This is a genomic window from Brevundimonas sp. (assembly GCF_051860745.1).
Taxonomy (GTDB): Bacteria; Pseudomonadota; Alphaproteobacteria; order Caulobacterales; family Caulobacteraceae; genus Brevundimonas.
Genome location: NZ_JBHYDN010000014.1, coordinates 46,667 through 71,449, shown reverse-complemented (window position 1 = coordinate 71,449; position 24,783 = coordinate 46,667). Strand labels below are relative to the sequence as shown.

Annotated in this window: 25 protein-coding genes; 16 read left to right on the top strand and 9 right to left on the bottom strand. The window is 66.9% G+C overall.

What is annotated here, in order from left to right:
* The first annotated feature begins 364 nt into the window (after positions 1-364).
* Positions 365-1,480: a tellurite resistance/C4-dicarboxylate transporter family protein gene (locus ACTIEW_RS13550; RefSeq protein ID WP_439478430.1), complete on the top strand. Its 1,116-nt coding sequence runs from the start codon at positions 365-367 to the stop codon at positions 1,478-1,480.
* On the opposite strand, the gene ACTIEW_RS13545 is transcribed toward ACTIEW_RS13550, so the two are convergent.
* Both ACTIEW_RS13545 and ACTIEW_RS13540 read right to left on the bottom strand, forming a co-directional pair.
* Entirely contained in the window at positions 1,475-1,858 is a 384-nt protein-coding gene (locus ACTIEW_RS13545) for a hypothetical protein (RefSeq protein WP_439478429.1), read from the bottom strand. The two genes, ACTIEW_RS13550 and ACTIEW_RS13545, sit on opposite strands and share 6 nt — an antisense overlap.
* A 456-nt stretch (positions 1,859-2,314) precedes the next feature.
* Positions 2,315-2,998, bottom strand: coding sequence for a chromosomal replication initiator DnaA (locus tag ACTIEW_RS13540; RefSeq protein ID WP_439478428.1), 684 nt, complete (start codon positions 2,996-2,998; stop codon positions 2,315-2,317).
* A 469-nt stretch (positions 2,999-3,467) separates the two neighbouring features.
* Here ACTIEW_RS13540 and aspS point away from each other — a divergent pair, with 469 nt between their 5' ends.
* Complete coding sequence (aspS, locus tag ACTIEW_RS13535) at positions 3,468-5,249, top strand: aspartate--tRNA ligase (protein WP_439478427.1); 1,782 nt, start codon at positions 3,468-3,470, stop codon at positions 5,247-5,249.
* Positions 5,250-5,258: 9 nt separating this feature from the next.
* On the opposite strand, the gene ACTIEW_RS13530 is transcribed toward aspS, so the two are convergent.
* From ACTIEW_RS13530 to ACTIEW_RS13520, 3 genes are all read right to left on the bottom strand, one after another.
* A complete protein-coding gene (locus ACTIEW_RS13530; RefSeq protein WP_439478434.1) occupies positions 5,259-6,167 on the bottom strand; it encodes a pentapeptide repeat-containing protein in 909 nt (302 codons plus the stop codon).
* A 72-nt stretch (positions 6,168-6,239) separates the two neighbouring features.
* Entirely contained in the window at positions 6,240-6,731 is a 492-nt protein-coding gene (locus ACTIEW_RS13525) for a pentapeptide repeat-containing protein (RefSeq protein ID WP_439478426.1), read from the bottom strand.
* A 64-nt stretch (positions 6,732-6,795) separates the two neighbouring features.
* A complete protein-coding gene (locus ACTIEW_RS13520) occupies positions 6,796-9,201 on the bottom strand; it encodes a TSCPD domain-containing protein (RefSeq protein ID WP_439478425.1) in 2,406 nt (801 codons plus the stop codon).
* A gap of 205 nt (positions 9,202-9,406) precedes the next feature.
* On the opposite strand from ACTIEW_RS13520, the gene ACTIEW_RS13515 reads away from it, so the two are divergent.
* Positions 9,407-9,799: an NADH:ubiquinone oxidoreductase subunit NDUFA12 gene (locus ACTIEW_RS13515; protein WP_439478424.1), complete on the top strand. Its 393-nt coding sequence runs from the start codon at positions 9,407-9,409 to the stop codon at positions 9,797-9,799.
* Positions 9,796-10,446 carry a DUF2155 domain-containing protein gene (locus ACTIEW_RS13510; RefSeq protein ID WP_439478423.1) on the top strand — a complete coding sequence of 217 codons (651 nt, stop codon included), beginning with the start codon at positions 9,796-9,798 and terminating at the stop codon, positions 10,444-10,446. The genes ACTIEW_RS13515 and ACTIEW_RS13510 overlap by 4 nt, the downstream gene beginning before the upstream one ends.
* On the opposite strand, the gene aat is transcribed toward ACTIEW_RS13510, so the two are convergent.
* From aat to ACTIEW_RS13490, 4 genes are read right to left on the bottom strand one after another with little or no spacing between them, the layout of a single operon-like run.
* On the bottom strand, positions 10,413-11,108 hold the full coding sequence (gene aat, locus ACTIEW_RS13505; RefSeq protein ID WP_439478433.1) for a leucyl/phenylalanyl-tRNA--protein transferase: 696 nt from the start codon (positions 11,106-11,108) through the stop codon (positions 10,413-10,415). The two genes, ACTIEW_RS13510 and aat, sit on opposite strands and share 34 nt — an antisense overlap.
* Positions 11,105-12,457: an acetyl-CoA carboxylase biotin carboxylase subunit gene (gene accC, locus ACTIEW_RS13500; RefSeq protein WP_439478422.1), complete on the bottom strand. Its 1,353-nt coding sequence runs from the start codon at positions 12,455-12,457 to the stop codon at positions 11,105-11,107. Before accC ends, aat begins: the two co-directional genes overlap by 4 nt.
* Before the next feature lie 3 nt (positions 12,458-12,460).
* Positions 12,461-12,991: an acetyl-CoA carboxylase biotin carboxyl carrier protein gene (accB, locus tag ACTIEW_RS13495; RefSeq protein WP_439478421.1), complete on the bottom strand. Its 531-nt coding sequence runs from the start codon at positions 12,989-12,991 to the stop codon at positions 12,461-12,463.
* A gap of 20 nt (positions 12,992-13,011) precedes the next feature.
* A complete protein-coding gene (locus ACTIEW_RS13490) occupies positions 13,012-13,479 on the bottom strand; it encodes a type II 3-dehydroquinate dehydratase (RefSeq protein ID WP_439478420.1) in 468 nt (155 codons plus the stop codon).
* Positions 13,480-13,579: 100 nt separating this feature from the next.
* On the opposite strand from ACTIEW_RS13490, the gene thiS reads away from it, so the two are divergent.
* The 12 genes from thiS (at position 13,580) to ACTIEW_RS13430 (ending at position 24,767) form a co-directional block, all read left to right on the top strand.
* On the top strand, positions 13,580-13,777 hold the full coding sequence (gene thiS / locus ACTIEW_RS13485) for a sulfur carrier protein ThiS (RefSeq protein ID WP_439478419.1): 198 nt from the start codon (positions 13,580-13,582) through the stop codon (positions 13,775-13,777).
* Between the two features lie 325 nt (positions 13,778-14,102).
* Positions 14,103-14,897 carry a thiazole synthase gene (locus tag ACTIEW_RS13480; protein ID WP_439478418.1) on the top strand — a complete coding sequence of 265 codons (795 nt, stop codon included), beginning with the start codon at positions 14,103-14,105 and terminating at the stop codon, positions 14,895-14,897.
* A gap of 520 nt (positions 14,898-15,417) precedes the next feature.
* Positions 15,418-16,911 carry a serine--tRNA ligase gene (gene serS, locus ACTIEW_RS13475; protein WP_439478417.1) on the top strand — a complete coding sequence of 498 codons (1,494 nt, stop codon included), beginning with the start codon at positions 15,418-15,420 and terminating at the stop codon, positions 16,909-16,911.
* Between the two features lie 147 nt (positions 16,912-17,058).
* The gene (locus tag ACTIEW_RS13470; protein ID WP_439478416.1) at positions 17,059-17,436 is read left to right on the top strand and encodes a hypothetical protein; all 378 of its coding nucleotides are present in this window, start codon (positions 17,059-17,061) and stop codon (positions 17,434-17,436) included.
* Between the two features lie 17 nt (positions 17,437-17,453).
* Complete coding sequence (gene surE / locus ACTIEW_RS13465) at positions 17,454-18,242, top strand: 5'/3'-nucleotidase SurE (protein ID WP_439478415.1); 789 nt, start codon at positions 17,454-17,456, stop codon at positions 18,240-18,242.
* A gap of 184 nt (positions 18,243-18,426) precedes the next feature.
* On the top strand, positions 18,427-19,071 hold the full coding sequence (locus ACTIEW_RS13460) for a protein-L-isoaspartate(D-aspartate) O-methyltransferase (RefSeq protein ID WP_439478414.1): 645 nt from the start codon (positions 18,427-18,429) through the stop codon (positions 19,069-19,071).
* Positions 19,072-19,175: 104 nt separating this feature from the next.
* Positions 19,176-20,216 carry a peptidoglycan DD-metalloendopeptidase family protein gene (locus ACTIEW_RS13455; protein WP_439478413.1) on the top strand — a complete coding sequence of 347 codons (1,041 nt, stop codon included), beginning with the start codon at positions 19,176-19,178 and terminating at the stop codon, positions 20,214-20,216.
* Between the two features lie 127 nt (positions 20,217-20,343).
* A complete protein-coding gene (gene yajC / locus ACTIEW_RS13450; protein WP_439478432.1) occupies positions 20,344-20,649 on the top strand; it encodes a preprotein translocase subunit YajC in 306 nt (101 codons plus the stop codon).
* Positions 20,650-20,679: 30 nt separating this feature from the next.
* Positions 20,680-22,272: a protein translocase subunit SecD gene (gene secD / locus ACTIEW_RS13445; protein WP_439478412.1), complete on the top strand. Its 1,593-nt coding sequence runs from the start codon at positions 20,680-20,682 to the stop codon at positions 22,270-22,272.
* 8 nt (positions 22,273-22,280) lie between these two features.
* The gene (gene secF, locus ACTIEW_RS13440; RefSeq protein WP_439478411.1) at positions 22,281-23,285 is read left to right on the top strand and encodes a protein translocase subunit SecF; all 1,005 of its coding nucleotides are present in this window, start codon (positions 22,281-22,283) and stop codon (positions 23,283-23,285) included.
* A gap of 215 nt (positions 23,286-23,500) precedes the next feature.
* On the top strand, positions 23,501-24,118 hold the full coding sequence (locus ACTIEW_RS13435; protein WP_439478410.1) for a hypothetical protein: 618 nt from the start codon (positions 23,501-23,503) through the stop codon (positions 24,116-24,118).
* Complete coding sequence (locus tag ACTIEW_RS13430) at positions 24,111-24,767, top strand: squalene/phytoene synthase family protein (RefSeq protein WP_439478409.1); 657 nt, start codon at positions 24,111-24,113, stop codon at positions 24,765-24,767. The genes ACTIEW_RS13435 and ACTIEW_RS13430 overlap by 8 nt, the downstream gene beginning before the upstream one ends.
* The last annotated feature ends 16 nt before the right edge of the window (positions 24,768-24,783 follow it).

Genomic DNA, 24,783 nt, shown 5'->3' with positions numbered 1-24,783 from the left:
TCAGCAGGAGCCTATGCTCCCGCAGGGGTGGAGAGCCGTCCACAGCATCAGTTGCAGACGTCAGTAGCCGAAGGGGAGTCACCACCTCTGTAGCTAGTCTCAGTGCCGCGCCCTATCCGAAGCCATGTGGAGACAAGTTGTCATTGGACTGCCAGCGCCGGAGCTTGACAATCATCATGCCGGTCGGTCGCTATCGTTGCTATGGTGGCGGTTGAAACTGCAGGCGGGGGGAGCCGTACGATGCAGCAATCGCAATCAATCGGCGAGTTTGCGCAGTGCGGATGGTCAACCCAGACCTCATATCCAGACGGACGCGGCGTGAAATGAGGATGGCGGTTACGGCGCGATTTAGGGATGAACGCTGATGTCTCCCAGGCAGTCTAGACGCGTGGTCACCGGGTCAGCCTGGGCGCAACGGTGCACGGCCTGGCTAAGCGATCAGGTCGGCGACCTGTTTCCAGGCTATTTCGCCTTGGTGATGGCCACCGGCATCATTTCCAACACCCTGTATTTCGAGGGCCAGCCTGCGCTCTCGAACCTTCTCTTCACCGCCAATGTGTTCGCCTACGCCTGGCTGGTACTGCTGACGGTGATACGTGTTCTGCGGTTCAGGACGGCGCTCTGGGCCGACCTTACCAATCCGGCTCTCGTCTTCGCGTTCTTCACCATTGTGGCCGGTAGCGATGTGCTCGGCATCGGCATGAATCTGCGCGGGTTCGGTCAGGTCGCCCTGGCCCTGTGGATTTTCGCCCTCGTCCTGTGGTTTTGTCTCATCTATTTCAGTTTTGCAGTCCTGACGTTTCTCAATACGGCCCAAGGCGCGAATGTGGTCCACGGCGGTTGGCTGATCGCGATCGTGGGAACGCAGTCTCTGGTTATTCTGGGGGCCGCCCTGGTCCCTGCGCAAGGGGACGCGGCGCCGTTGCTGTTCGTGTTCATCCACATGCTGTGGGGCGTGGGCTTGGGACTCTACGGCATCTTCATCACATTGTTCGCGTACCGTATTTTCTTCTTCGATGTGGGGCCGAAGGATATTACCCCGCTCGTGTGGGTGATCATGGGAGCAGCCGCGATCAGCACCAATGCCGGCTCGGTCCTGATCATGAGTGACACCGGCGTCCCGTTCCTGATCTCCATGCGTCCGTTTATCGACGGCGTGACCCTGATCATGTGGGCTTGGGCCACATGGTGGATTCCATTGCTGCTGTTGTTCGGCATCTGGAAACATGGGGTGCACCGCGCGCCGCTGGTCTACACACCGATGCTCTGGAGCCTCGTCTTCCCGCTTGGCATGTATGCGTTGGCGAGCCTGCGGCTTTCACTGGCGTCAGAGATCGCCGCTTTGAAGACCATCGCCGAGGCTATGGTCTGGGTCGCCCTGGCAGCCTGGGCAGTAACCGCGAGCGCGCTTGCCGGCTCTGTGTGGCGAGGCCTGCGAATACATTCTGAGACGGGCCGGGACGTGGCACGGCCTTCATAGGCCGAGCGCGGTCTCCAGCAGGTTCAACTGTAGAAACCCCGTGACGAGGAGGGTGTTGGCCGCCCAGGTGATGGTGAGCAGCCTTGCGATCATATGCCAGACTGACGTGCCGGCCGCCGAACACCGCCAGATCGCGGTCAGGATCCATACCGTGTAGGCCAAGAATGCAATGAGCAGGATTTCCTGTACCCAGACGCCATCGCGGTAGAACGCATAAATAAACGCCGTTATCATCAGTGCACTGATAAAAACGCCATAGCCCCAGAACACTTGGCCCAAAGGCGCATCGCCATTCCAGGCACGAATCGGTGATGCGAATAGTCCCGTCATCGCCCCCCCACGGTTTCCGGTCGCAGTGTCCGATTTTGGTTGGTTCAAGGCCAATCCTCCAGTTGCGGGGTTCGGAATCGCACCGAACGAAACCCCGGCGAACAGACGGGCGGGACTGTAGCACAGCTTTCCGATTCAGAGAATTCGCCTGAAGCTCGCGATGGTATCGCGAGAATCCGCTAAGTCGAGGCCGGGGTTCAGCCTAGCGCGTGTAGTATCGGCTGGCCCATGCCCAGCAGGTGCGGGCCCCAACCCTGAAGCCCGGCAATGGGTGCTGTCAAGTTGACGAAATTCAAGCCAGCGGAAGTACTCGGAACCCCCATTTTGGCGGTCAGTTCGGCTGCAAATTCAGACGAGCCAGCCGCGGGCTTGGCTCCCCGGCTCGTGGGCGAATACTCATATCTGCGTTAACCTGATTAAACCGATAGGTCCGCCTTCCCACCCTCAAGCGACATCCAACCGGTCCGCTTCCAGCAACCGGAAAACGCCCGTCTCCAGCAAGCCTCACTCAAACAACTCCCCGCTCTCCTCCGCCCCCTCCACCACCGCCCGCGCCAGCGCCCGCGTCACCGGCTTGTGCAGGGCGTCCAGCCGTTCGACGACAGCCGCCGCCGCCGCCGCCGACCGGTCGATGCGGCGCAGCAGATAGGGGATGACGTCCTTTTGCGGACGGATGCCGCGTTCGGCGAACCGGGCCTCCAGCATGGCCGACAGGACCGCGTCGTCGGGCGCCTCGACGGGGTAGGTCCGGATGGCGTCCAGCCGCGAGCGCAGGTCGGGCAGGGCCGCCTCCCAGCTCGACGGCGCCGATCGCGCCACCAGTAGCAGGGCTCCGCCCGGCGCCTGGGCCAGGTTGATCAGATGAAACAGGGTTTCGTCGTCGACGTCCCGGGCCGGGTCCAGCAGCACCGGCCGTCCCTCCAGCTCCATCGGATCGATCAGCGCGGCCTCGGCCCCGTGAATGGCTACCGCCCCGACCCGCTCGGCCCAGACCTGCGCCAGCCGGCTCTTGCCGCAACCCGCTGGCCCGCAGATCGCCACTGCGCCGCCGATCAGATTGGGCCAGTCCGCCAGGGCCTCGACGGCGGTCCGGTTGCAGTCCGACACGACGAAGCCCTCGGCCCCCTCGGGCAGGTCGCGTTGCAACGGCAGTCGCATCTGATCGGCGGGCGAGGGGCGGGTGGTCATCCCGTTCATCATAGCAGACCAGAACCCAGGTTCCTCAAGGCTCCGTGGACAAGGTCATCCGCCTGTGGACACGCCCGATACGGGACTCCCGCTCTCCACCGCCCGCCCTTTCGGGGACCGGAAAGCGGGACTCTCGCCCCCTGTGACCGCGTTCCGGGCGTTCGGGCGTCGGCAGCCGCCCTGCGGCCCGGACCTTCGCGCGGCCCGTGTTCGCGGCCCCTGACATGCCGCGTCTGCGCCATCCTGAGGCCTCCGTCCGTTTCTGACGCGCCGCCGTGTTTTGATCGCAAGGGAAGGGATGACGGGAGGTCGAATGTCTCGAGAGTGGCGGAATTTGCATTTTTCAGCCGGGCCGGATTCCGGCATGGCTTTCGGGACCCCGCAAACCTTGACTTTCCGGGGCGATGATGCGCCCTTCCGGCCTCCCGAATTGCGCCGTTTGCGGCCCGTAATCCAAGACGAATTGACCATGCACGCCTACCGCTCCCACACCTGCGGCGCCCTGCGTTTGACCGACGCGGGCTCCAACGTCCGCCTGTCCGGCTGGGTGCACCGCAAGCGCGACCACGGCGGCCTGCTGTTCATCGATCTGCGCGACCACTACGGCCTGACCCAGCTGGTGCTGCACCCCGAGACCCCGGGCTTCGAGGCCGTCGAACGCCTGCGCGCCGAGAGCGTCATCCGCGTCGACGGCGAGGTCGTGGCCCGCGAAGGCTCGGTGGTGAACCCCAACCTGCCCACCGGCGAGATCGAGCTGCGCGTCACCGGCGTCGAGGTCCTGTCCGAAGCGGCCGAACTGCCGCTGCCGGTGTTCGGCGAGCCCGAATACCCCGAGGACATCCGCCTCAAGCACCGCTACCTCGACCTGCGCCGCGAGACCCTGCACAAGAACATCGTCCTGCGCTCGCGCGTCATCTCCTCGATCCGCCAGCGCATGGTCGGTCAGGGCTTCCTCGAATACCAGACTCCCATCCTGACGGCCTCATCGCCCGAGGGCGCCCGCGACTTCCTCGTGCCGTCGCGCCTGCATCCGGGCAAATTCTACGCCCTGCCGCAGGCCCCGCAGCAGTTCAAACAGCTGCTCATGGTCTCGGGCTTCGACCGCTATTTCCAGATCGCCCCCTGTTTCCGCGACGAGGACCTGCGCGCCGACCGCTCGCTGGAATTCTACCAGCTCGACGTCGAGATGAGCTTCGTTACGCAAGAGGATGTCTTCGCCGCCATCGAGCCCGTCATGCACGGCGTGTTCGAGGAGTTCGCCGACGGCAAGACGGTCGATCCCTATCCCTTCGTTCGCATCCCCTATCGCGAGAGCATCGCCCTGTTCGGCACCGACAAGCCGGACCTGCGCAACCCGATCGAGATGTCCGACGTCAGCGACCATTTCCGCGACGGCGGCTTCGGCCTGTTCAACAAGATCCTCGCCGGCGACGCGAAGAACGCCGTCTGGGCCATTCCGGCGCCGACCGGCGGCTCGCGCGCCTTCTGCGACCGCATGAACGCCTGGGCCCAGGGCGAGGGCCAACCCGGCCTCGGCTACATCTTCTGGTCCGAGGACCAGGGCGGCTGGGGCGGCCCGATCGCCAAGAACCTCGGCGCCGAGGCGGCCGACGCCCTGATGAAGTCGCTGGCCATGGGCAAGGGCGACGCCGCCTTCTTCACCGCCGGCGACCCGTCCGTCTTCTACAAATTCGCCGGGAACGCCCGCACCAAGCTGGGACAGGACCTGAACCTGATCTCGGACGACGAGTTCAAATTCTGCTGGATCGTCGACTTCCCCATGTTCGAGTGGAGCGAGGAAGAGAAGAAGGTCGACTTCTCGCACAACCCCTTCTCGATGCCGCAGGGCGAGATGGAGGCCCTTACGACCAGGGACCCGCTCGACATCCTCGCCTACCAGTATGACATCGTCTGCAACGGCTATGAGCTGTGCTCGGGCGCGATCCGGAACCACAAGGCCGAGATCATGCTGAAGGCCTTCGAGATCGCCGGCTATGACGCTTCGGTGGTCGAGGACCAGTTCGGCGGCATGCTCAACGCCTTCCGCTATGGCGCGCCCCCGCACGGCGGTCTGGCTCCCGGCATCGACCGCATCGTCATGCTGCTGGCCAACCAGACCGCCATCCGCGAGGTCATCGCCTTCCCGCTGAACCAGCAGGGCCAGGATCTGCTGATGAGCGCGCCGTCGGATGCGGCCGAGCGTCAGTACAAGGAACTGCACATCCGTGCGGCCCTGCCGATCAAGGTCTGACGACAGAGGTCAGCGGTCGGCGCTGGCCACGACCAGGTTGCGCGAACGCGGCGGGACCGGCGGCGCCGGCGGGGTCGGGGGCGCGATCCGCACCCCGCTGATGCCGCGGCAGACCCGGACCGTCAATCGGCCGGGGAGACGGGTGGCGCCGTCGCCGCAGGTGCGGCTGATCTGCGTCTGGCTCAGCCCGCGGGCGCCCGAGAGGTCCGCGCCGCGGATATCGGTGCGGTTCATCTCGGCGTCTTCGAAGTCGGCGCCGGCGAAATTGCCGCCAGTCAGGCGCGCGCCGTTCAGGGTTGCGCCGCTGAAGTCCGCCGAGCGGAAGTCGCCGTTCGACAGGTTGGACATCGCGATCTCCGCCCCGGAAAAGTCCGCCGAGCGGGCGTTGACGTTGGCCAGCGTGGCGGCGTTCACCTCGGCGCCTTCCAGGTCCGCGCCGGTCAGGACGGCGCCGTTCATATTGGCGCCGTTCAGGACCGCGCCCGTCAGGTCGGCCCCGGTCAGGCGCACCCGCACCAGGGTCGCGCCCATGGCCTCGGCGCCCGACAGGTCGGCGCCAGCGAAACTGGCCCCGGTGAAGTTGGCGCCAACCATTTCGGCGCCTGACAGATCAGCACGGCTGAAGTCACTGCCAGAGAAATTTGATCCCCTCAGCTCCGCACCACGCAGATTGGCGCCGACCAGGGTGGCGTTGGTGAAGATCGCGCCGGTGAAGGCCGCGCCGGTCAGATCCCGGCCGGACAGTTCGCAGCGGTGGCAGGTCCCGCCCAGCGACACCATCCGGGCGACGTCGCGATCCTGGTACTGGAACTGGAACTGGATTTCGGCGCTGGCCGAACCCGCGGCGGCGAGGGCCGCCATCGCGGCGCCCAGCGCGAGGCCGACGGTCGAGAGGCGACGGAACAGGGGGGAAGCCATCTGTTTCACGCCCCTTTCATGACTTCAAACATCGGCAAACCCTACTTAATTCGCTGTAAGGTCCGAGGCCTTCTAGCAGCGGGGAATCGACAGGCCGCCCGGCAGTTGCGTCGCCTCGTCGCCGCAGGCCCGGTTCAGTCGGGCCTGGGTCAGGCCCGTCGCGCGCCGCAGCGACGCCCCCGAGAAATTGGCCCCGGTCAGGGTCGCGCCCGAGAAGGCCGCGCCGTCCAGATGGGCGCCCACGAAGCTGGCGTTGGTCATGTTGGCGCCCGAGAAATTCGAGCCGGAGAAGACGGCGCCATAGGCCTGGACGTCCCGCAGGTCGGCGTTGGAGAAGCGGGTCCGGTTCATCACAGTCAGGCTCAGATCCGCCTGACGCAGTCTTGCACCCGACAGGTTCAGGCCGCGCGCCTCCAGTCCCGACAGGGGGGCCTGGAACAGGTTGCAGCCGGAACAGCTCGCGCCGGCGCGCACCCGTGCGATCTGGACCGCGTTCTGGGCGACAGCGGGGAGGGCGACGGCGACAAGTGCAGCGACGGCGGCTGCGGTCAGAATCGGCTTCATGGCGGGCTCCGGTCACGGCGTCGTAGGTGGATTGACGCAGAGCATCATGGCGCCAAATCGTTGATCAACCCTGCATCGACGGCGCTGCCCCGCATGTGTCGCAGATCCATCCAGCGCCGCGCTGCTGTAACGAGAAATCGCCGCAGGCCGGACAGGCGACCGCCTCGGTGGATGCATGGGACGTGACCGGCGCCTCCCGCTTCTGGCCGAAGGGCAGGACGACCAGATTGTCCGGCGCCGCGCCGCGGGCAAAGCCCTTGGAGATGAACCGGGCGGCAGGGACAGCTTCCGGTGCGTCGCCATCGCCTTCCAGCGTGCCCAGGCCGTTGCCGCTGAGCGGATCGGGCTCCGCGTTGGCCAGTTCATGACGGTCCAGATAGGACACGCCCAGTTCGCGGAAGATGTAGTCGAGGATCGAAGTCGCGGACTTGATCGAGTCATTGCCTGTCACGACTCCGGCGGGCTCGAACCGGGTGAAGATGAAAGCGTCGACGAACTCTTCCAGCGGCACGCCGTACTGGAGGCCGATCGAGATTGCGATGGCGAAATTGTTCATCAGCGAGCGGAAGGCGGCGCCTTCCTTGTGCATGTCGATGAAGATCTCGCCGAGTTCACCGTCCTCGTATTCGCCGGTGTGGATATAGACCTTGTGCCCGCCGACGGCCGCCTTCTGGATATAGCCCTTGCGGCGATCGGGCAGTTTGCGGCGGGTGCGCTCCCGCTCGACGACCTTTTCCACCACCCTCTCGACGGCCCTGGTCTCCGGTTCCCAGCGGCGTGGTCGGGCTGCCGGATCGGGCTCGACCAGATCGAGCAGCGGTCCCGCAGGAGGTGCGGCTCGCATCAGCCGGATGGCGCGCCGCCCGTCCCGAGCGGCGTCGGCCAGCAGACGCGCGGCCTGCGCCGGCGTGGTGCGCCAGTCGATCACCGTCGGCGCCGTGTCGGGGATCGCGCTGACGGCTTCCAGCCCGGCGCGAAGCGCCGCTTCGAAGGCGGCAGGATCCGACAAGACGGGCTCAAGGATCGCTGGAGCGCCGTCCCAGCCCGCCAGATCGGGATGGCCAAAGGCCCAGGCCTCGGCGAGGGCGACCTCCTCGACGGAGAAGCCGAGTTGCGGCAACAGATCACCCACGGCGCCGTCGAAGCCCAGCACGTCGCGCACGAAGCCGGGGTCCAACACCGGTGCCCGGAAGGCGTCGTTGAGGCTGTCGACCTGTGCGAGCGCCTGCTCCAGCCCTTCGAGCTCCACATCTGTAAAGCCCCTTGCTCGCAAGGCTGTATGGTCGACGCCCGGCGCATCGACGAGGGTGCGGCGACCGAACAGGCGGCGTTCAGCAGCCTCGACGTCGCCATTGTGTCGTTCGATCGCAGCGGCCAGGGAGGGCCGCAAGCGCCGTGCGACGCCGCCGTCCACGGTCTGCCAGGTCTCGAAGACCGAGAGTCGCGACAGGCCCAGCCGAAGGCCGGCCTCCAGGTCATCGACGAAGAGAGCGGCCGAAGCGTCTCCTGCCGCCGTACGCACCAGCTCCGCCAGCTGGTCCGCGCGGGACACCTCTGCAGGAGAGGCGCTGTTGAGCACGAGATCGGCCATACCGCCGAGTCCGAAGGCCACGACTGTGGCGCCGCCATCCGTGAGAGCTGTCGTCCAGAGGCGCACGAGATTCCGGAGCGCCGGTTCGAATTCTGTTCCGACGACCTTCTCCAGCGCGGGAAGGGACAGAAGAACCGCCGGCGCCCGCCTGGCGTCCGACAGGGCTTCGGCTGTCTCCGGATCGAAGGTGAGGATCAGGTCGCCGTCCAGGGCGGCCTCGGCCGCCGCCAGCGCTTCCGGCGCGCCGGAGGCGATCATGGCGCGGTCGGCGAGCGCCAGACGGGGCGGCGACGGCGCAAGGGGCAGGGAGGCGACGTCGAATCGCTCGCCCTGCATAGCGCGCACGATGTCGGCGTCGGCCGCCCCGGTCCGACGCGCGGCGAGCGCTGCCCGCGCCAGGGAGGGATTTCTCCGGGGGTCGGCGCAGTCCACACGCGGGCCTTCGCAGCGGGACACCGCGTCGGCCACGCGCTCCAGCGCCTTGGCAACTGCTTCGACGGCGCCGGCGGTCAGTCGTTCGCCTCGTCGCAGAGCCGACTCCGCCCGCAGTCTGCGCGCCGCGTCGGGTTCCGACAGATCGATCAGACCGACGGCGAATCCCGATGTCCTGGCGGGTGAGGCGAGCCCCAGCAGCATGGTCGCCGCCAACGCGCCCGCCCTGTCGGGGCCAAGACGTCGGCTCCAGGCGACCGCAATTTCGGCCAGGGCATCTTCGCCGTCCGTCGTCAGACCCTCGGCGTCGGCCCAATCCAGCCAGGCCTCGACCTGGACATCGGTCCAGCCCTCAGGCGCGCGCACGGCGACGATCCGGTCCGCGCGCTCGATCTCGCGGACGGGTCGATGCATCGCGGCGGCGAGGGAGGCGAAGGGAAAGCGCATGCGGCGGACTCGACGTGGCCTTTCGGCCAGACTAGCGGCACGCCGGGTATCGCGGCAATAAATCTGGCGTGTCCGCGGGTGGTTACCCCCAAGATGTTGAGGTTGAAGGGGCTCGCGCGGTGCTGGACGCCGGCTTCGCCACTTTCTATGATGCGGCAGCGTCCCCGGCCCCCGCCGGGCGACCGAGCGTGAGTGGATTCCCGACGTGCTAGGCAGGATCTTCGGCTGGACCAGCGGCGCCACCATCGGCACCTTCTTCACCATCGCCAAGCGCGGTGAGCATGTGGGGACGGACGAGTTCGGCAACCGCTACTACCTGTCGCGCGACAGCTCGAGCTATGATGGCCGCCGTCGCCGTTGGGTGACCTACAACGGCTATGCCGACGCCTCGAAAGTGCCGCCGGATTGGCATGGCTGGCTGCACTACACCTATGACGAATTGCCGACTGATCAGCCCCTGCCGCGCCGGGCCTGGGAAGAGGATCATCTGCCCAATCTGACCGGCACCCCAATGGCCTGGAGGCCGAAAGGCTCACTCGCCGCCGATGGCGTGCGGCCGCCGGCGACCGGCGACTACGAAGCCTGGCGTCCAGAATGACCCTGCGCGGGGCGATCCTGGCGGGCGTGACCGCGGCGGCGCTTCTGGCGTCAGGCGGGGTTCTGGCCTCGGCCCTCAATGACCTGCCCCAGGACGCGGTTCCGATCCAGGACCCGACAGCTGCCCTCAACCGCCAGACGACATCCCAGGCTCCGCCGATTGAGCCCGCGCCGGAAGCCGCGCCGGCGCCGGCCTCGCCGATCGCCGTGACCCCGGTCACGCCGCCCATCGTGATCGCCGAAGCCGGGGAGAAGGAAGTCGAGGAAGAGAAGGCTGAGGAGGCGCCGGAGAAGCGCGTTGATACGCCGGCCGCACCCGCCCGCCGCCAGCGTCGCCGCGTGGCGATCGTCGAAGCCATCGACAAGATCACCGCCGAATCGATGCGGTTCGAGGTCGAGGTCGGAGGCCGCCCGGTCCGGTTCCAGCGGACGCTGATCTTCACCGCCCGGGCCTGCGAGGTCTCGGCGCCCGATGAGCAGGTGGCGGACGCCGTGGCCTATCTGGAAGTCAGTCTGCAACCGCGCGGCGTCATCCAGATCAATGAACCGCGCCAGATATTCCGAGGCTGGATGTTCGCCTCTTCGCCCGCGATCAACGGGCTGCAGCATCCGATCTATGACGCCTGGATCGTCGGCTGCAAGGCGTAGAACAGCGCCTCTGACCCGGTCATCGGGTCGAACAGCGAACGGGTGTTGGGCCGCAACAGACGGGCCGTCCGCAGCAGTTTGAGATAGGCCGCCTGCGGCGTCTCGACCGCGCCGAATTGGCTGAGGTGGCCGGTCAGGAACTGGGTGTCCAGCAGCCGCCAGCCGCCGCGCTTCAGCCGGGCGACCAGATGCACCAGAGCGATCTTCGAGGCGTCGCGCTCGCGACTGAACATGCTTTCGCCAAAGAAGGCCCCGCCGAGGGTAACGCCGTACAGCCCGCCGACCAGGGTCTCGTCGCGCCAGCATTCGATGCTGTGGGCGTGGCCGCGAGCGTTCAGTTCGACATAGAGGCGGCGGATCGGGGCGTTGATCCAGCTGTCGTCGCGGCCCGGCCCGGTGGCGGCGCAGGCGTCCAGAACGGCGTCGAAGGCGGTGTCGACCCGTACCGAGACCCCGTCGGCGCGGACCGTGCGCTTCAGCCGGGACGGGACATGAAACCGATCCAGCGGGATGACGCCGCGTTGCTCCGGCTCGACGAGGAAGATGCGCGGGTCGTCGCGGGTCTCGCCCATGGGGAAGACGCCGGTGGCGTAGCAGTTCAGCAGTTCGTCGGGGCCGAAGCCGCCAAAGGGGCCGCCGGCGCTGAAGTCAGGGTCGCTCAGCCTTCACCCTTCTGGCGCTTGGCCCAGTTCTCCAGCCAGTGGATGTCGTAGTCGCCGGACAGGATGTCGGGCTCCTGTAGCAGCTTCTGGAACAGGGGAATGGTGGTGTCGATGCCGCCGATGACCATCTCGTTCAGGCTGCGCTTGAGGCGGGCGATACACTCCTCGCGGTCGCGGCCGTGGACGATCAGCTTGCCGATCAGGCTGTCGTAATAGGGCGGGATCGAATAGCCGGCATAGATGGCGCTATCCAGCCGCACGCCCAGCCCGCCCGGGGCGTGGAAGTCGGTGATGGTGCCCGGCGAAGGGGTAAAGGTCTCGGCGTTCTCGGCGTTGATCCGGCATTCAATGGCGTGGCCGGTGAAGCTCACATCGGCCTGGGTGAACGACAGCGGCAGGCCTGCAGCGATGCGAATCTGCTCGCGCACCAGATCAACGCCGGTGATCATTTCCGTAACAGGATGCTCGACTTGCAGCCGGGTGTTCATCTCGATGAAGAAGAATTCGCCGTCTTCCCAGAGGAATTCGATGGTGCCGACGCCGAGGTAGCCGATCGACGCGATGGCCTTGTTGACGGTCTCGCCGATGGCGACGCGCTCGGTCGCCGACAGGGCCGGCGACGGGGCCTCCTCAAGGATCTTCTGGTGACGGCGCTGCAAGGAGCAGTCGCGCTCGCCGAGGTGGACGACGTTGCCGTGGCTGTCAGCGATGACCTGCAGCTCGATGTGGCGCGGCTTCTGGAGGTAGCGTTCCATATAGACGGCGCCGTTGCCGAAGGCGGCGGTGGCTTCCGACTGGGCGGTCTGGACGGCCTCGACCAGATCGTCGGCGGTCAGGGCCACCTTCATGCCGCGCCCGCCGCCGCCGGCGGCCGCCTTGACGATCAAGGGAAAGCCGATGGTCTTCGAGGCCGCGATGGCGTCCTCGATGGTCTCGACCTCGCCGGCCGAGCCGGGCACGCAGGGGATGCCGGCTTCGAGGACCGTCTGTTTGGCGGTGATCTTGTCGCCCATGACCCGGATATGCTCGGGCCTGGGTCCGATGAAGGTCATGCCGTGGGCTTCAACGATCTCGGCGAAGCGGGCATTCTCGGACAGGAAGCCGTAGCCGGGGTGGATGGCCTGGGCGCCGGTGATCTCGGCCGCGGCGATGATCGAGGGTATGTTCAGATAGGATTTGGCGGCCGGGGCGGGTCCGATGCAGACGCTCTCGTCGGCCAGCCGGACCCACATGGCGCCGCGGTCCGCTTCCGAGTGCACGGCGACGGTGGAGATGCCCATCTCCTTGCAGGCGCGGTGGATGCGCAGGGCGATTTCGCCGCGGTTGGCGATGAGGACCTTGGTGAACATGGCTTACGCCTCGAGCAGAACGAGGGGCTCGCCGAACTCGACCGGCTGGGCGTCGCCGACCATGACTTCCTTCACGACGCCGTCGCGCGGGGACTGGATCGGGTTCATCGTCTTCATGGCCTCGACGATCAACAGGGTCTGGCCCTTCTTGACCTTGTCGCCGGCCTGGCAGAACGGCGGCGCTTCCGGCGAGGCCTGCAAATAGACGGTGCCGACCATCGGTGACTTCACCTCTTCGCCGGCCTTGGCGACGATGGTCGCGGGGTCAGACGGCATGGAGAGCGGGGCCGCGGCAGCGGCGGCCGGGGCGGCGTGGGCGACCGGCGCCGGAGCGGGGGCGTAGTGGACCGGCGCGGCCATGGTCACCTCGCGGGCGACGCGGATACGCAGTTCGCCGCGCTCGACCTCGATCTCGGTCAGGTCAGTGTCATTGAGGATGTCGGCCAGCGACCGCACCAGCGAGGTGTCGATCTCGGCTTCGTTCTTGAGCCTGGGGGCGGGCGTCTTGGATTCGGGCGTTTTTGATAGGGGCATGGGTCGCCTCTTGTTACCTTCTAAACCGAACGGTCGGCGGTGGCGCGGTGTTCCTGCGCCAGCCGGAGAGCGGCCCTGACGGCCAGTTCGTAGCTGAACGGGCCGAAGCCCGAAACCACGCCGGCGGCGACCGGCGACACATAGGAGCGATGCCGGAAGCGTTCGCGCGACGCCGGGTTGGACAGATGACATTCGACGATCGGGATTGTCAGGGTCCTGAGCGCGTCCAGCAGGGCCACCGAGGTGTGGCCATAGCCGGCGGGATTGATGACGAGGGCGGAGGCCTTTTCGCGGGCCTCCTGGACCTGGTCGATCAGTTCGCCCTCGTGATTGGTCTGGCGGAAGACCACGGTCGCGCCGGAGGCCGCCTGTTCGCACAAGGCCTGAACGTCGGCCAGGGTGTCGCGGCCATAGATGTCGGGCTCGCGCACCCCAAGCAGGTTGAGGTTGGGGCCGTTCAGGACGTAGAGGACGGTGTGTTCGGGCATGAGCTCGTGGAACTGCGGGTCCCGACCGGAATCGGACGGGCCTTTTAGCCGAGGCGTGGCGGTTATCAAACCGTCACGCGCAATAGAGTGACGTAACGGCATGCGCCTTCAGGTCAACGGGGAACTCCGCGAAGTTGAAGCGGCGACCATTCTGGCGCTGGTCGAGGAACTGGGGCTGGACGTCCGTAAGGTGGCGGTGGAGCGCAATCTGGAGATCGTGCCGCGGTCGCTGCACGCCACGACGGCGCTGGCCGACGGCGATCGGATCGAGCTGGTGCAGTTCGTGGGTGGGGGCTGATGGCTGTACATTCTTTGCATGGAGCAGTGTCGACACTAGTGGATCGTGTTGTCCGGCGCGCTGACGGCCAAGGCATGACGTTCTCGACCGGCCCCTTGATTGGGCCTTTACCTCCTGAACTGGTAGCGACCGCTGTCGGCGAGATTCGGAAAGTTCTATCCGATGAGAACGTCACCACCAGCTCTCTGAAAGGGGCTCTGAACCGAGCGTCCTCGCGAACCTGGAGTATGGAGTATCCCGATGCAGATGATGCTCGGGAGTATCTCAAGACATTGCTTGAAACCGCGGAGGCGTTCCTTCGCACCGGAAAGTTGGCCCCTTGGTGATGAACGCTAGTCCCTCTTCTTCTGTGCAAGACACCTGGACCGTGGCCGGCCGGACCTTTTCGAGCCGGCTGATCGTTGGCACCGGCAAATACGCGGACTATGCGCAGAACGCGGCGGCGGCCGAGGCGGCGGGGGCGGAGATCGTCACCGTGGCGCTGCGGCGGGTCAACCTGTCTGACCCCAGCCAGCCGATGCTGGTCGACCACGTCAAGCCGGAACGGTTCACCTTCCTGCCCAATACGGCGGGCTGTTTCACCGGCGAGGACGCGGTCAGGACGCTGCGGCTGGCGCGCGAGGCCGGTGGGTGGAATCTGGTCAAGCTGGAAGTGCTGTCGGACAGCGCCCACCTGTATCCGGACATGGTCGAGACCCTGCGGGCGCTGGACCTGCTGGTCGCCGACGGCTTCGACGTCATGGTCTATTGCACCGACGACGTGGTGATGGCGAAGCGGCTGGAGGAGGCCGGGGCGGCGGCCATCATGCCGGCGGCCTCGCCGATCGGCTCCGGCCTCGGCATCCAGAACCGGGTCAATATCCGGCTGATCGTCGAGGGGGCCGGGGTGCCGGTGCTGGTCGACGCCGGCGTGGGCACCGCGTCAGACGCCACGATCGCCATGGAGCTGGGCTGCGACGCGGTGATCGCCAATACGGCCATCGCGGCGGCGAAGGATCCGATCCTGATGGCCTCGGCGATGAAGCATGCGGTGATCGCCGGGCGTCAGGCCTATCTGGCCGGGCGGATGCCGAAGCGGATGTACGCGAGCGCCAGCTCGCCGCTGGGCGGGCTGATCTGAAAAAAGCAGGGTCCAAAGGGTCTAAAGAGTCCAAAGCCGGGGTCGTTCGGGTTCGAAAAAACGCGGTCTAAAGAGTCCAAAGAGTCCAAATCGCCTTCGTCGCGTCGGAGCAGGCGCAATGTAGAGGACTGGCTTCCCAAGGCGGGCTGGAGACGCTGTATTTTTTGAAAGCGCAGCGGGGTCAGTGGGTTGGCGGTGCGGGGTGTGCTGGCAATCCGGGGATTGTGAGCAGGGCTTCGCCCCCAAAATCGCTATCGTCATTCCGGGCGAGGCGAAGCCGAGACCCGGAACCCAGCGGCGCGCGAGAGCGCGAACCTGTCGGGAGCGCGGTTTGGGGATGAAGGCGCAGCGGGACCACCGGTGTTTCGCCGCCGTCGCGGCGCCGCCGGGTTCCGGGTCTCCAAGCCGCTGCGCGTCTCTCCGCCCGGAATGACGATAGCGAGAGGGGTTGGCGGGTTGGCCGCTTGGCGGAATCCGTGGCGCCCGCTAGAGCATCGCTTCCTCCCCCGCGAGACCAGCCATGCACGACATCCGCGCCATTCGAGACCATCCCGCCGCCTTCGTCAGCGGCTGGTCGTCGCGCGGGGTCGAGGGGGCGCAGGCGCTGGTCGATGACATCCTGACGCTGGATACGGCGCTGCGGGCGGCGCAGACGGCGGGGCAGATGGCGCTGGCGCGGCGCAATGAGAGCTCGAAACTGATCGGCGCGGCGATGGGCAAGAAGGACCTCGTCGAGGCCGAGCGGCTCAAGGGCGAGGTCGAGAGCCTGAAGGGCGAGATCGCGGCGGCGGAGGCCGAGGAGCGCGAGCTGTACGCGAAGCTGCTGGGACCGCAGGGGCTGCTGGCGGCGCAGAAGAGCTTGGCGGCGGACGATGTGCCGGACGGCGAGGACGAGGCCGGAAATGTGCTGGTCGGCCAGCCGTGGGGGCGGCCCCGCGAGGGCGGGCCGGCGAAGGATCACGCCGATCTGGGCGAGGCTTTGGGCCTGCTGGACTTCGAGGCGGCGGCGAAGATGTCGGGCTCGCGGTTCGCGGTGATCAAGGGCGGGCTGGCGCGGCTGGAACGGGCCATCGGCCAGTTCATGCTCGATGTGCAGACGGGCGAGCACGGCTATCTGGAGGTTAATCCGCCGTATCTGGTGCGCGACGAGGCGATGTTCGGGACGGGGCAGTTGCCGAAGTTTCACTTGGACATTTTCTCTGCCGGAGCCTTTGATCCGCAGGCGTTCGCAAAGGAAGCCCAGACCGGCAACCGAGCGATGGCGGATGAGGTAAATGCGCGCCTTGATGCTTTGCCTGCTGGGGAGCGACAGGCGGCTTGGGCCGGAATCGTCCAAGAGCTTGGTCAGCGAGACACCGACGCGGCAGTCGCGGCGATTTCCGAGGGCATGTTCCGTGACCGCCACTTTCTCATCCCCACCGCCGAAGTCTCCCTGACCAATCTCGTCCGTGAGCAGATTCTGTCCGAGGACGAGTTGGCCACGCCGATCCGCTACACCGCCCTGACGCCGTGTTTCCGGGCCGAGGCGGGGTCGGCGGGGCGGGATACGCGGGGGCTGATCCGGCAGCACCAGTTCCACAAGGTGGAGATGGTCTCGATCACGAAGCCGGAAGACTCGGAAGAAGAGCATGAGCGGATGGTGCGTTGCGCCGAGGCGGTGCTGGAGAAGCTGGAACTGCCCTATCGGCGGATGCTGCTGTGCAAGGGCGACATGGGGTTTGCGGCGAAGAAGACCTTCGATCTGGAGGTCTGGCTGCCGTCGCAAGGGACCTATCGGGAGATCAGCTCCTGCTCCAACTGCGGGGACTTCCAGTCGCGGCGGATGGATGCGCGCTTCAAGCGGGCCGGAGAGAAGAAAACCGAGTTCGTGCACACGCTGAACGGTTCGGGTCTGGCGGTCGGGCGGACGCTGGTGGCGGTGATGGAGAATTATCAGGAGGCGGACGGGCGGATCCGGGTTCCGGACGCGTTGGTTCCCTATATGCCGAAGGGCATGACGCACATTGGTCCATAGATTATCCGCTCATCCCGGCGAATGCCGGGACCCAGATCACAGGATGGTGGATGGGATCAGTGGATGGGTTTGCTGTTTCGACCGATGGAGTCATTCCATCCGGGTCCCGGCATTCGCCGGGATGAGCGGAGTCAAGGAGTAGCCGAGATGAAAGCCATACTGACCCTGACCGCCGGCGCCTTTCTGGCCGGCTTCGCCCCGGCGCCGGCCGCCGATGTCGATAGCCCCGCGACTACGACGGCAGTGGGCTGGGTGCGGTTCACGGACGGCGAGTTCCAGCTGTACGACCGCGAGGTTGAGGTGCTGCGCCCGTTCGCCCGGCCCTGCCTGTCCGGCGTCGCCTCGCGCGACCTGATGCGCCAGGCGGTTCAGGATCTGGACGGTCAGAAGGTGACGATCACGGGCGCGACCGTCGGCTGGGACCAGGCCGAGCACCACCGGATTGAATTCCGCGGCTCGAACGTGCGTAACGCCTGCGGCGGTGAGACGGTGCTGCTGGCCGACAGCATCCGGCCGGCGAACTAAGGGCTGATCAGAGCTCTATGCGCATCCTCCTCACCAACGACGACGGCATCGAGGCGGAAGGCCTGGAATGCCTTGAGCGGATCGCGCGGACCCTGTCGGACGACGTCTGGGTCTGCGCGCCGCAGACGGAGCAGTCAGGCAAGGGGCGGGGAATCACCCTGACCGAGCCGCTGCGGGTCAACCAGCTGTCGGAGAAGCGGTTTGCGGTGACCGGAACGCCGACCGACTGCATCGTGCTGGCGGTCAATGACCTGATGCCTGAGCGGCCTGATCTGGTGCTGTCGGGGGTCAATCGCGGGCACAATGTCGGCGAGGACTGCTCCTATTCCGGGACGGTGGCGGGGGCGTTGCAGGGTATGGCCTTCGGCATCCGCTCCATCGCCCTGAGCCAGTCGCTGGAACGATTCCACGATGAGGTGACGGCGCACTGGGAGACGGCGGAGGCCTTCGCCCCGGCGATCATTTCGCGCCTGCTGGCCCAGCCGTGGCAGGACGGGGTGGTGATGAACCTGAATTTCCCCGCCAGCCCGCCCGAGGCGGTGACCGAGGTCGAGGTGACGCGGCAGGGCTTTCGCGACATCGGCGAGATGCACGCGGTCAAACGCACCGACCTGAGGGGCCGCGACTATTACTGGATGAGCTTTCGCGGGACGAAGCACGACCATCCGCCGGGGACCGATCTGCGGGCCATGGACGAGGGAAAGATCTCGGTGACGCCGCTGCACATCGACCTGACGCATGCGCCGAGCATCCACGACCTGAAGGGCGTGCTGGGCGGGGCGCCGCCGAAGACGGTGGTGGCGTGAGCGGGGGCATCTCATCTCCCCTTCCCCTCGAGGGGGAAGGGGTCGGGGGATGGGGTGGAGGCAGGCTGAATCCCGCTGTGGCGCGGGAGGCTTCGACCCTGGCAGGTCTGAGCCCGTTGGCGCGCGACTCCAGACAGCCTGCATCCACCCCTCCCAACCCTCCCCCTCGAGGGGAGGGCTTTCGATGAGCTTGAAAGACGACCGCGCCGGACGCTTGATCCTCGGCCTTCGCCAGCAGGGGGTCACGGACCCGCGTGTGCTGGGGGCGATGGAGTCGATCGACCGCGCGGTGTTCGTGCACGAGAAATTCCTCGATCAGGCGTGGGAGGATCAGGCCCTGCCGATCGACTGCGCCCAGACGATTTCCCAGCCCTATATCGTCGGCCTGATGACCCAGGCGCTGGACGTGCAGCCGCGCCACCGGGTGCTGGAGATCGGCACCGGCAGCGGCTACCAGGCGGCGGTGCTGAGCCGGCTGGCGCGTTATGTCTATTCGATCGAACGCTACCGCAGCCTGCTGAACGAGGCCGAGGCGCGGCTGAAGGCGCTGAAGATCGACAATGTGATCACGCGGCACGGCGACGGCGGTCTGGGCTGGCCCGAGCAGGCGCCGTTCGACCGGATCATGGTCACGGCGGCCTCGCCCGGAGAGCCGACTGAACTGCTGCACCAGCTGAAGCCGGGCGGCATTCTGGTGTGTCCGGTGGGGCGGTCCTCGGTGCAGCGGCTGCACCGCTATGTCGGCCAGCCGGACGGCAGCTTCCAGCGCGAGAGCCTGGCTGAAGTGCGGTTCGTGCCTCTGGTTGAAGGCACCGCAAAGGAAGGCTAGGCGGTCCCGTTAACCTTCGCGCCCAACTTTGGCGCCCTTTGACGGGTTGGCTTGGAGCGACGGTCGGGGCACACCGGGACGGCGACCGAGCGGCGGGAGACGGCATGACGATTCGATTCGCGATCAGGGCTCTGATGGTGCTGGCCGGAGCGGCGACCCTGACGGCCTGCGCCAGCTATCCGACCGAGCCGCGCTATGGGATTTACGCCGGCGACGCGCCGCCGCCGTCGCGGGCGCCGGCCTATCCGGCCGCGCCGATCCCCAGCGGCGAAGGCGTGCGCGGTCCGACCGACCCCGCCCGTGAGGCGCCGCCGCCCATTACGGCCCCCGTGGCCGAGATCGAGGGCGGGGCGCTCGGTTCGCCGATCAACACCGGCCCCCGCTATGCGCCCGCCGAAACACCGGCGGCCGGTCCGGCCTCTGACGGGTTCGAGGCCCCGCCGCCGCCCGCGCGCCCGGGTGGAGCCGCTGCGGCCGGGGCGGCCTATGAGATTCAGCCCGGCGATACGATCTCGGGCATCGGCCGGCGCTTCCAGACGCCGGTGCAGACGTTGATGGACCTGAACAGCCTGGGGCCGCGCGCGGCGATCAGTCCGGGCCAGAGAATTCTTCTGCCCTCCAGCGCGGTCGACATCGGCGGCGATCCCTACGCCACCGGGCCGTCGCCCAGCGGGGTGTACGTGCCCGAAGAGGGGACGCCACCTCCGCCTCCGCCTCCGCCGCGTGAGTCGGCGGAGCCCGCGCCTGCCGCCTCCACGGCCGGGCTGGACTGGCCGGTGCGCGGCGACATCCTGCGGCGGTTCGGTCCGGTCGGGCTGGGCGAGCGGAACAACGGCGTCAACATCGGCGCGCCGGCGGGGTCGGAAGTCCGCGCGGCGGCGGCCGGGCGGGTCGGCTATGTCGGCGATGATCTGGCGGGGCAGGGGCTGACGGTGCTGATCGTCCACCGCGACGGCTGGCGCTCGGTCTATGGCCACCTGGGCACGGCGGTGGTGCGGGACGGCGACGACATCCGCGCGGGCCAGCAGATCGGCACGGTGGGAAACACCGCCGGCGACGGTCGGCCCTCGATCCATTTCGAGACCTGGCGGATGCGCGGCGACCAACCGGTGGCCGTCGATCCGCTGACCGTGTTGCCCCGATAACGCAAAGCGACGCGGCGAACACACTCGCGTTGCAATGTGACGCGGCGCACCCTAGTTTCCGCGCCTCATTTTCAAGGGCCGCCTGACGCGGTTCCAGACGTTTGCGGAGACTATCGTGACGGAACTTATGGCGGGGCCGTTCGGCACCCTGATCTTCTTTGTCCCCGTGATCATCCTGTTCTACTTCATGCTGATCCGTCCGCAACAGAAGGCGATGAAGGCGCATCAGGCGCTGGTCGCCGGCCTGAAGCGCGGTGACACGGTCGTCCTGTCCAGCGGCATGATCGGCAAGGTCACCCGCGTCGAGAACGACCAGGCCATGGTCGAGATCGCCCAGGGCGTGAACGTCGCGGTGGTCAAGCAGATGATCACCCAGGTGCGCGACCGCACCGCGGTGGCCGCCAACGACACCAAGACCATCGCCAAATCCTGACGCCGTTCTGAAAGGTCCGGGAACGCCCACATGGTTCAGATGTCACGCTGGAAGGTTATCCTTCTCGCCCTGTCGCTCGTGTTCGGGCTGCTGTTTTCCTACGCCAACGCCCTGTCGCCAGCGCAGCGTGAAGCCCTGCCGGGATGGCTGCCCAAGCCCACCCTGAACCTGGGTCTGGACCTGCAGGGCGGATCGTATCTGCTGCTGCAGGTCGATGTTGAGGCGATGCGCCAGAAGCGGATCTCCAACCTCAGCGAGGATGCACGCCAGACCCTGTCGGAAGCCCGGATCGCCGTCGCCGGCATCGTCCGCGACGGCAATGGGGTGGTGATCACCCTGAGCAACCCCGTGCAGATGGAACCCGCCGTCACCGCCATGCGTAACCTGCTGGGCGGCGGCATGGCCGTGGCCTCGGACCGGACCGTGACCCGCCAGGGCGACAACCGCATCCGCTACGCCTTCACCGACGCGGCCATGACGGCCATGGGCCCGACCGCCGTGGACCAGTCGATCGAGGTGGTGCGCCGCCGGATCGACAGCCTCGGCACCCGCGAGCCGTCAATCACCCGCCAGGGCGCGGAACGGATCGTGGTGCAGGCGCCCGGCGAGAGCGATCCGACCCAGCTGGAGCGGGTGATCGGCCAGACGGCGCAGCTGACCTTCCAGATGGTCGATGTCGAGCATTCGATTCAGGAAGCCCTGGCCGGCGCCGTGCCGCCCGACGCCGAACTGCTGATGGGCGAGGACGGCGTGACGCCCTATCTGGTCAAGCGCCGGGTCATCGTCTCCGGCGAAAACCTGGTCTCCGCCAATGTCACGACAGACCAGAGCAACCAGCCGGCCATCGGCTTCCGCTTCGACGGCCAGGGCGCGCGTCGTTTCGGCGAGACCACGGCGAACAATATCGGCCGGCCCTTCGCCATTATCCTGGACGGCAAGGTGATTTCGGCCCCGCGGATCAACAGCGCCATCACCGGCGGCAGCGGCATCATCGAGGGCAGCTTCACGATCGCCTCGGCCTCGGAGCTGGTGAACCTGCTGAACGGCGGTTCGCTGCCGGCGCCGTTGTCCGTCGAGGAACGCCGCAGTGTGACGGCTTCGCTGGGCGCCGACGCCGTGCGGGCCGGGCAGTTGGCGACCATGATCGCCTTCGCCGGCGTGCTGGTCTTCATGGTCCTGTCCTACGGCGGCCTGTTCGGCGGCATTTCGGTGATCGCCCTGCTGCTGAACGGCCTGCTGATCATCGGGGCGATGTCGATGACCGGAGCCACCCTGACCCTGCCCGGCATCGCCGGTCTGATCCTGACCCTGGCCATGGCGGTGGACGCCAACGTGCTGATCTATGAGCGAATGCGGGACGAGGCCAATGCCGGACGCTCGCCGATCGCGGCCATGGATGCGGGCTTCAACCGCGCCATGGTGACCATCGTCGACGCCAACCTGACCACCATTCTGGCGGCGCTGATCATGTTCTGGTTCGGCGCCGGGCCCGTCCGGGGCTTCGCCTGGACCCTGTCGATCGGCGTGGTGACCTCGGTCTTCACCGCGGTTCTGGTCACCCAGGTGCTGCTCGTCTTCTGGCTGCGCCTGCGGCGGCCCAAATCCCTGCCGATCGCGTCGTGAGGTCGCCCATGTCGAAATTCTGGCCCCTCATCAAACTGCTGCCGATCAAGACGAACCTCCAGTTCGTCAAATACGCCCGGCTGTTCGGTGGTCTGTCGATCCTGCTGGTGATCGGCTCCATCTTCTTCACCGTCTGGCCGGCCGACAACAAATGCGGCGGCCTGACCTGCGGCGTCGATTTCCTGGGCGGCAATCTGATCGAGATGTCGACCCGGCCCGAGCCCGTCGATCTCGCGGAAATTCGCGCCAGCCTGAACGGGCTGGGCGTGCCGGACGCCCAGGTGCAGAGCTATTCCGTGCCTGGATCGGACCCGACCGGGCGCTATCACGCGATGGCCAAGTTCGGGAATATCGAGGGCGTCAGCGCCACCGACACGATCAACCGGGCCAAGGCGGCGCTGACCGCGGACCTCGGATCCCAGGTGCAGTTCACCCGCACCGAGGCGGTCGGGGCGGCCGTTTCAGGCGAGCTGCTGACCAACGGGGTCATGGCCCTGGTCGTCGCGATCATCCTGATGATGGTCTACATCTGGTTCCGCTTCGAATGGCAGTTCGGTCTCGGGGCGGTGATCGGACTGTTCCACGACGTGATCCTGACCTTCGGCCTGTTCGCGATAACGGGCATGGAGTTCAGCCTGACGGCCGTGGCCTCGATCCTGACCGTGATCGGCTACTCGATGAACGACACCGTCGTCGTCTATGACCGCATCCGCGAGAATCTGCGTAAGTACAAGAAGATGCCTCTGGGCGAGCTGATCGACCTGTCGATCAACGAGACCCTGTCGCGCACCATCATGACCGGGGTCACGGCCCTGTTCGCCTTGGGCGTGCTGGCGGTGCTGGGCGGCGGGCCGCTGCAGCCCTTCGCCATCGCCCTGATCTTCGGGATCGTGGTCGGCACCTATTCCTCGGTCTATGTCGCCGCGCCGGTTCTGCTGCTCTGGGGCATCAAGCGGGGGGCCAAGGACGAGGACGCCAGGCCGATCAAGCTGGGCATGGCCAGCCGTCCGTAGGCCGCGAGTGGCGAGTGGCTAGTGGTTAGTGGTTAGTGGCTAGTGGTTGGCCGACGCCGGTGCGATGGCGCGGTCCGCGCCGCCCTTCCGCCGACAGATGTGCTGCAATCACTAACCACTAACCACTAATCACCCCGACCCACCGGGGGCGTTGGCTGTCTTCGCCGCCGGGTCTACAGTCCACCCTTATCGAATCGCCCGGGGAGGGGCGGACCATGGGCAAGCTGCTGTCGAACTTTCGCACCACCATCCTGCTGAGCATCGCGCTGGCGGGGGTGATGATCCTCGCTTTCGGCCAGGTGTCGGGCGGTTTTGGTGAGGCCTTCTGGCAGGCGACGTTGCGCTGGGTGCACGTCGTGGCCGGCATCCTGTGGATCGGCCTGCTGTACTATTTCAACTTCGTCCAGATCCGGGTCATGCCCAACATCCCCGCCGAGCTGAAACCGGCAGTCGGCAAGCACATTGCGCCCGAGGCCCTGTTCTGGTTCCGCTGGTCGGCGCTGGTGACGGTGCTGGCGGGGTTGGGCGTCATGCTGGCGCGCGGCCATGCCTATTCCGCCGAAGTCCTGAGCTTCGGCCTGGTCCAGGGACTGACCGAGGACCAGAAGGGCTACACCCTGATGGGGATCGGCATCTGGCTGGCCATCATCATGTTCCTCAACGTCTGGGGCATCATCTGGCCGAACCAGAAGCGGGCCCTGGGCATCGTCCCGGCCGAGGATGATGTGAAGGCGAAGTCAGCCCGGATCGCCATGCTGGGCAGCCGCACCAACCTGCTGCTGTCGCTGCCCATGCTGACCTCGATGGCGATGTACCAGACGCTGTTTGGCTGATTCCTTCTCCGTTCCGTTTGGCGAAACCCTCGACGCCCAGGTTCGCGCCGCCGATATCGACAGGTGGCTGTCCAGCCGGTTCGTGGTCGACGAGCGGCTGCGGGCGGACCTGATCGCGCTCTACGCCTTCGAGGCCGAGTTGATGGCCATTCCGGCGCGGGTGACCCAGCCGCTGCTGGCCGAGATGCGCTACGTCTGGTGGCGCGAGCAGATGGACGGGGTGTTCGCCGGTGTGGCGCGCATGGGTCATCCGGTGCTGGAGGCCCTGACCGATGTCGCGGCCCGCCACGCGCTGGACCGCGCGCCGTTCGACGCCCTGATCGAGGCCCATATCGGCCGGGTGCATGGCGAACCGCACGATCTGGATGCCTTCTATGTCGGGCCGATGCAGGCGGCGGTCCGGGTGCTGGCCGGGCCGGGTTTTGACGAGGCTGTCATTGCGGCCGGTCGGGTGCGCGGACTGGCGCAGACCGGGCAGGCCGGGGCGGCGAGGGATGCGCGACGGTCCGCCGATGCCGGCCTGCGGGCGTTGCCGTCGGAGGCGTTTCCCGCCGTCGCCCATGCCGCCCTGGTCCGGCCCGACGCGCCCGAGCCGATGAAGCGTTTGCGTCTGGTCTGGGCGATCCTCCGCGGGCGAATCCAAGCCTGACAGACGGACGGCGCAA

Coding starts and splice junctions, on each gene's coding strand:
- ACTIEW_RS13460 (WP_439478414.1), top strand. CDS start 18,427: ATGAGCTTGAAAGACGACCGCGCCGGACGCTTGATCCTCGGCCTTCGC.
- ACTIEW_RS13550 (WP_439478430.1), top strand. CDS start 365: ATGTCTCCCAGGCAGTCTAGACGCGTGGTCACCGGGTCAGCCTGGGCG.
- accB (WP_439478421.1), bottom strand. CDS start 12,991: ATGCCCCTATCAAAAACGCCCGAATCCAAGACGCCCGCCCCCAGGCTC.
- ACTIEW_RS13530 (WP_439478434.1), bottom strand. CDS start 6,167: ATGGCTTCCCCCCTGTTCCGTCGCCTCTCGACCGTCGGCCTCGCGCTG.
- ACTIEW_RS13490 (WP_439478420.1), bottom strand. CDS start 13,479: ATGCCCGAACACACCGTCCTCTACGTCCTGAACGGCCCCAACCTCAAC.
- ACTIEW_RS13540 (WP_439478428.1), bottom strand. CDS start 2,998: ATGACCACCCGCCCCTCGCCCGCCGATCAGATGCGACTGCCGTTGCAA.
- accC (WP_439478422.1), bottom strand. CDS start 12,457: ATGTTCACCAAGGTCCTCATCGCCAACCGCGGCGAAATCGCCCTGCGC.
- ACTIEW_RS13470 (WP_439478416.1), top strand. CDS start 17,059: ATGAAAGCCATACTGACCCTGACCGCCGGCGCCTTTCTGGCCGGCTTC.
- ACTIEW_RS13480 (WP_439478418.1), top strand. CDS start 14,103: ATGAACGCTAGTCCCTCTTCTTCTGTGCAAGACACCTGGACCGTGGCC.
- serS (WP_439478417.1), top strand. CDS start 15,418: ATGCACGACATCCGCGCCATTCGAGACCATCCCGCCGCCTTCGTCAGC.
- secD (WP_439478412.1), top strand. CDS start 20,680: ATGGTTCAGATGTCACGCTGGAAGGTTATCCTTCTCGCCCTGTCGCTC.
- ACTIEW_RS13455 (WP_439478413.1), top strand. CDS start 19,176: ATGACGATTCGATTCGCGATCAGGGCTCTGATGGTGCTGGCCGGAGCG.
- surE (WP_439478415.1), top strand. CDS start 17,454: ATGCGCATCCTCCTCACCAACGACGACGGCATCGAGGCGGAAGGCCTG.
- yajC (WP_439478432.1), top strand. CDS start 20,344: ATGGCGGGGCCGTTCGGCACCCTGATCTTCTTTGTCCCCGTGATCATC.
- ACTIEW_RS13520 (WP_439478425.1), bottom strand. CDS start 9,201: ATGCGCTTTCCCTTCGCCTCCCTCGCCGCCGCGATGCATCGACCCGTC.
- aspS (WP_439478427.1), top strand. CDS start 3,468: ATGCACGCCTACCGCTCCCACACCTGCGGCGCCCTGCGTTTGACCGAC.
- ACTIEW_RS13510 (WP_439478423.1), top strand. CDS start 9,796: ATGACCCTGCGCGGGGCGATCCTGGCGGGCGTGACCGCGGCGGCGCTT.
- thiS (WP_439478419.1), top strand. CDS start 13,580: ATGCGCCTTCAGGTCAACGGGGAACTCCGCGAAGTTGAAGCGGCGACC.
- secF (WP_439478411.1), top strand. CDS start 22,281: ATGTCGAAATTCTGGCCCCTCATCAAACTGCTGCCGATCAAGACGAAC.
- ACTIEW_RS13435 (WP_439478410.1), top strand. CDS start 23,501: ATGGGCAAGCTGCTGTCGAACTTTCGCACCACCATCCTGCTGAGCATC.
- ACTIEW_RS13525 (WP_439478426.1), bottom strand. CDS start 6,731: ATGAAGCCGATTCTGACCGCAGCCGCCGTCGCTGCACTTGTCGCCGTC.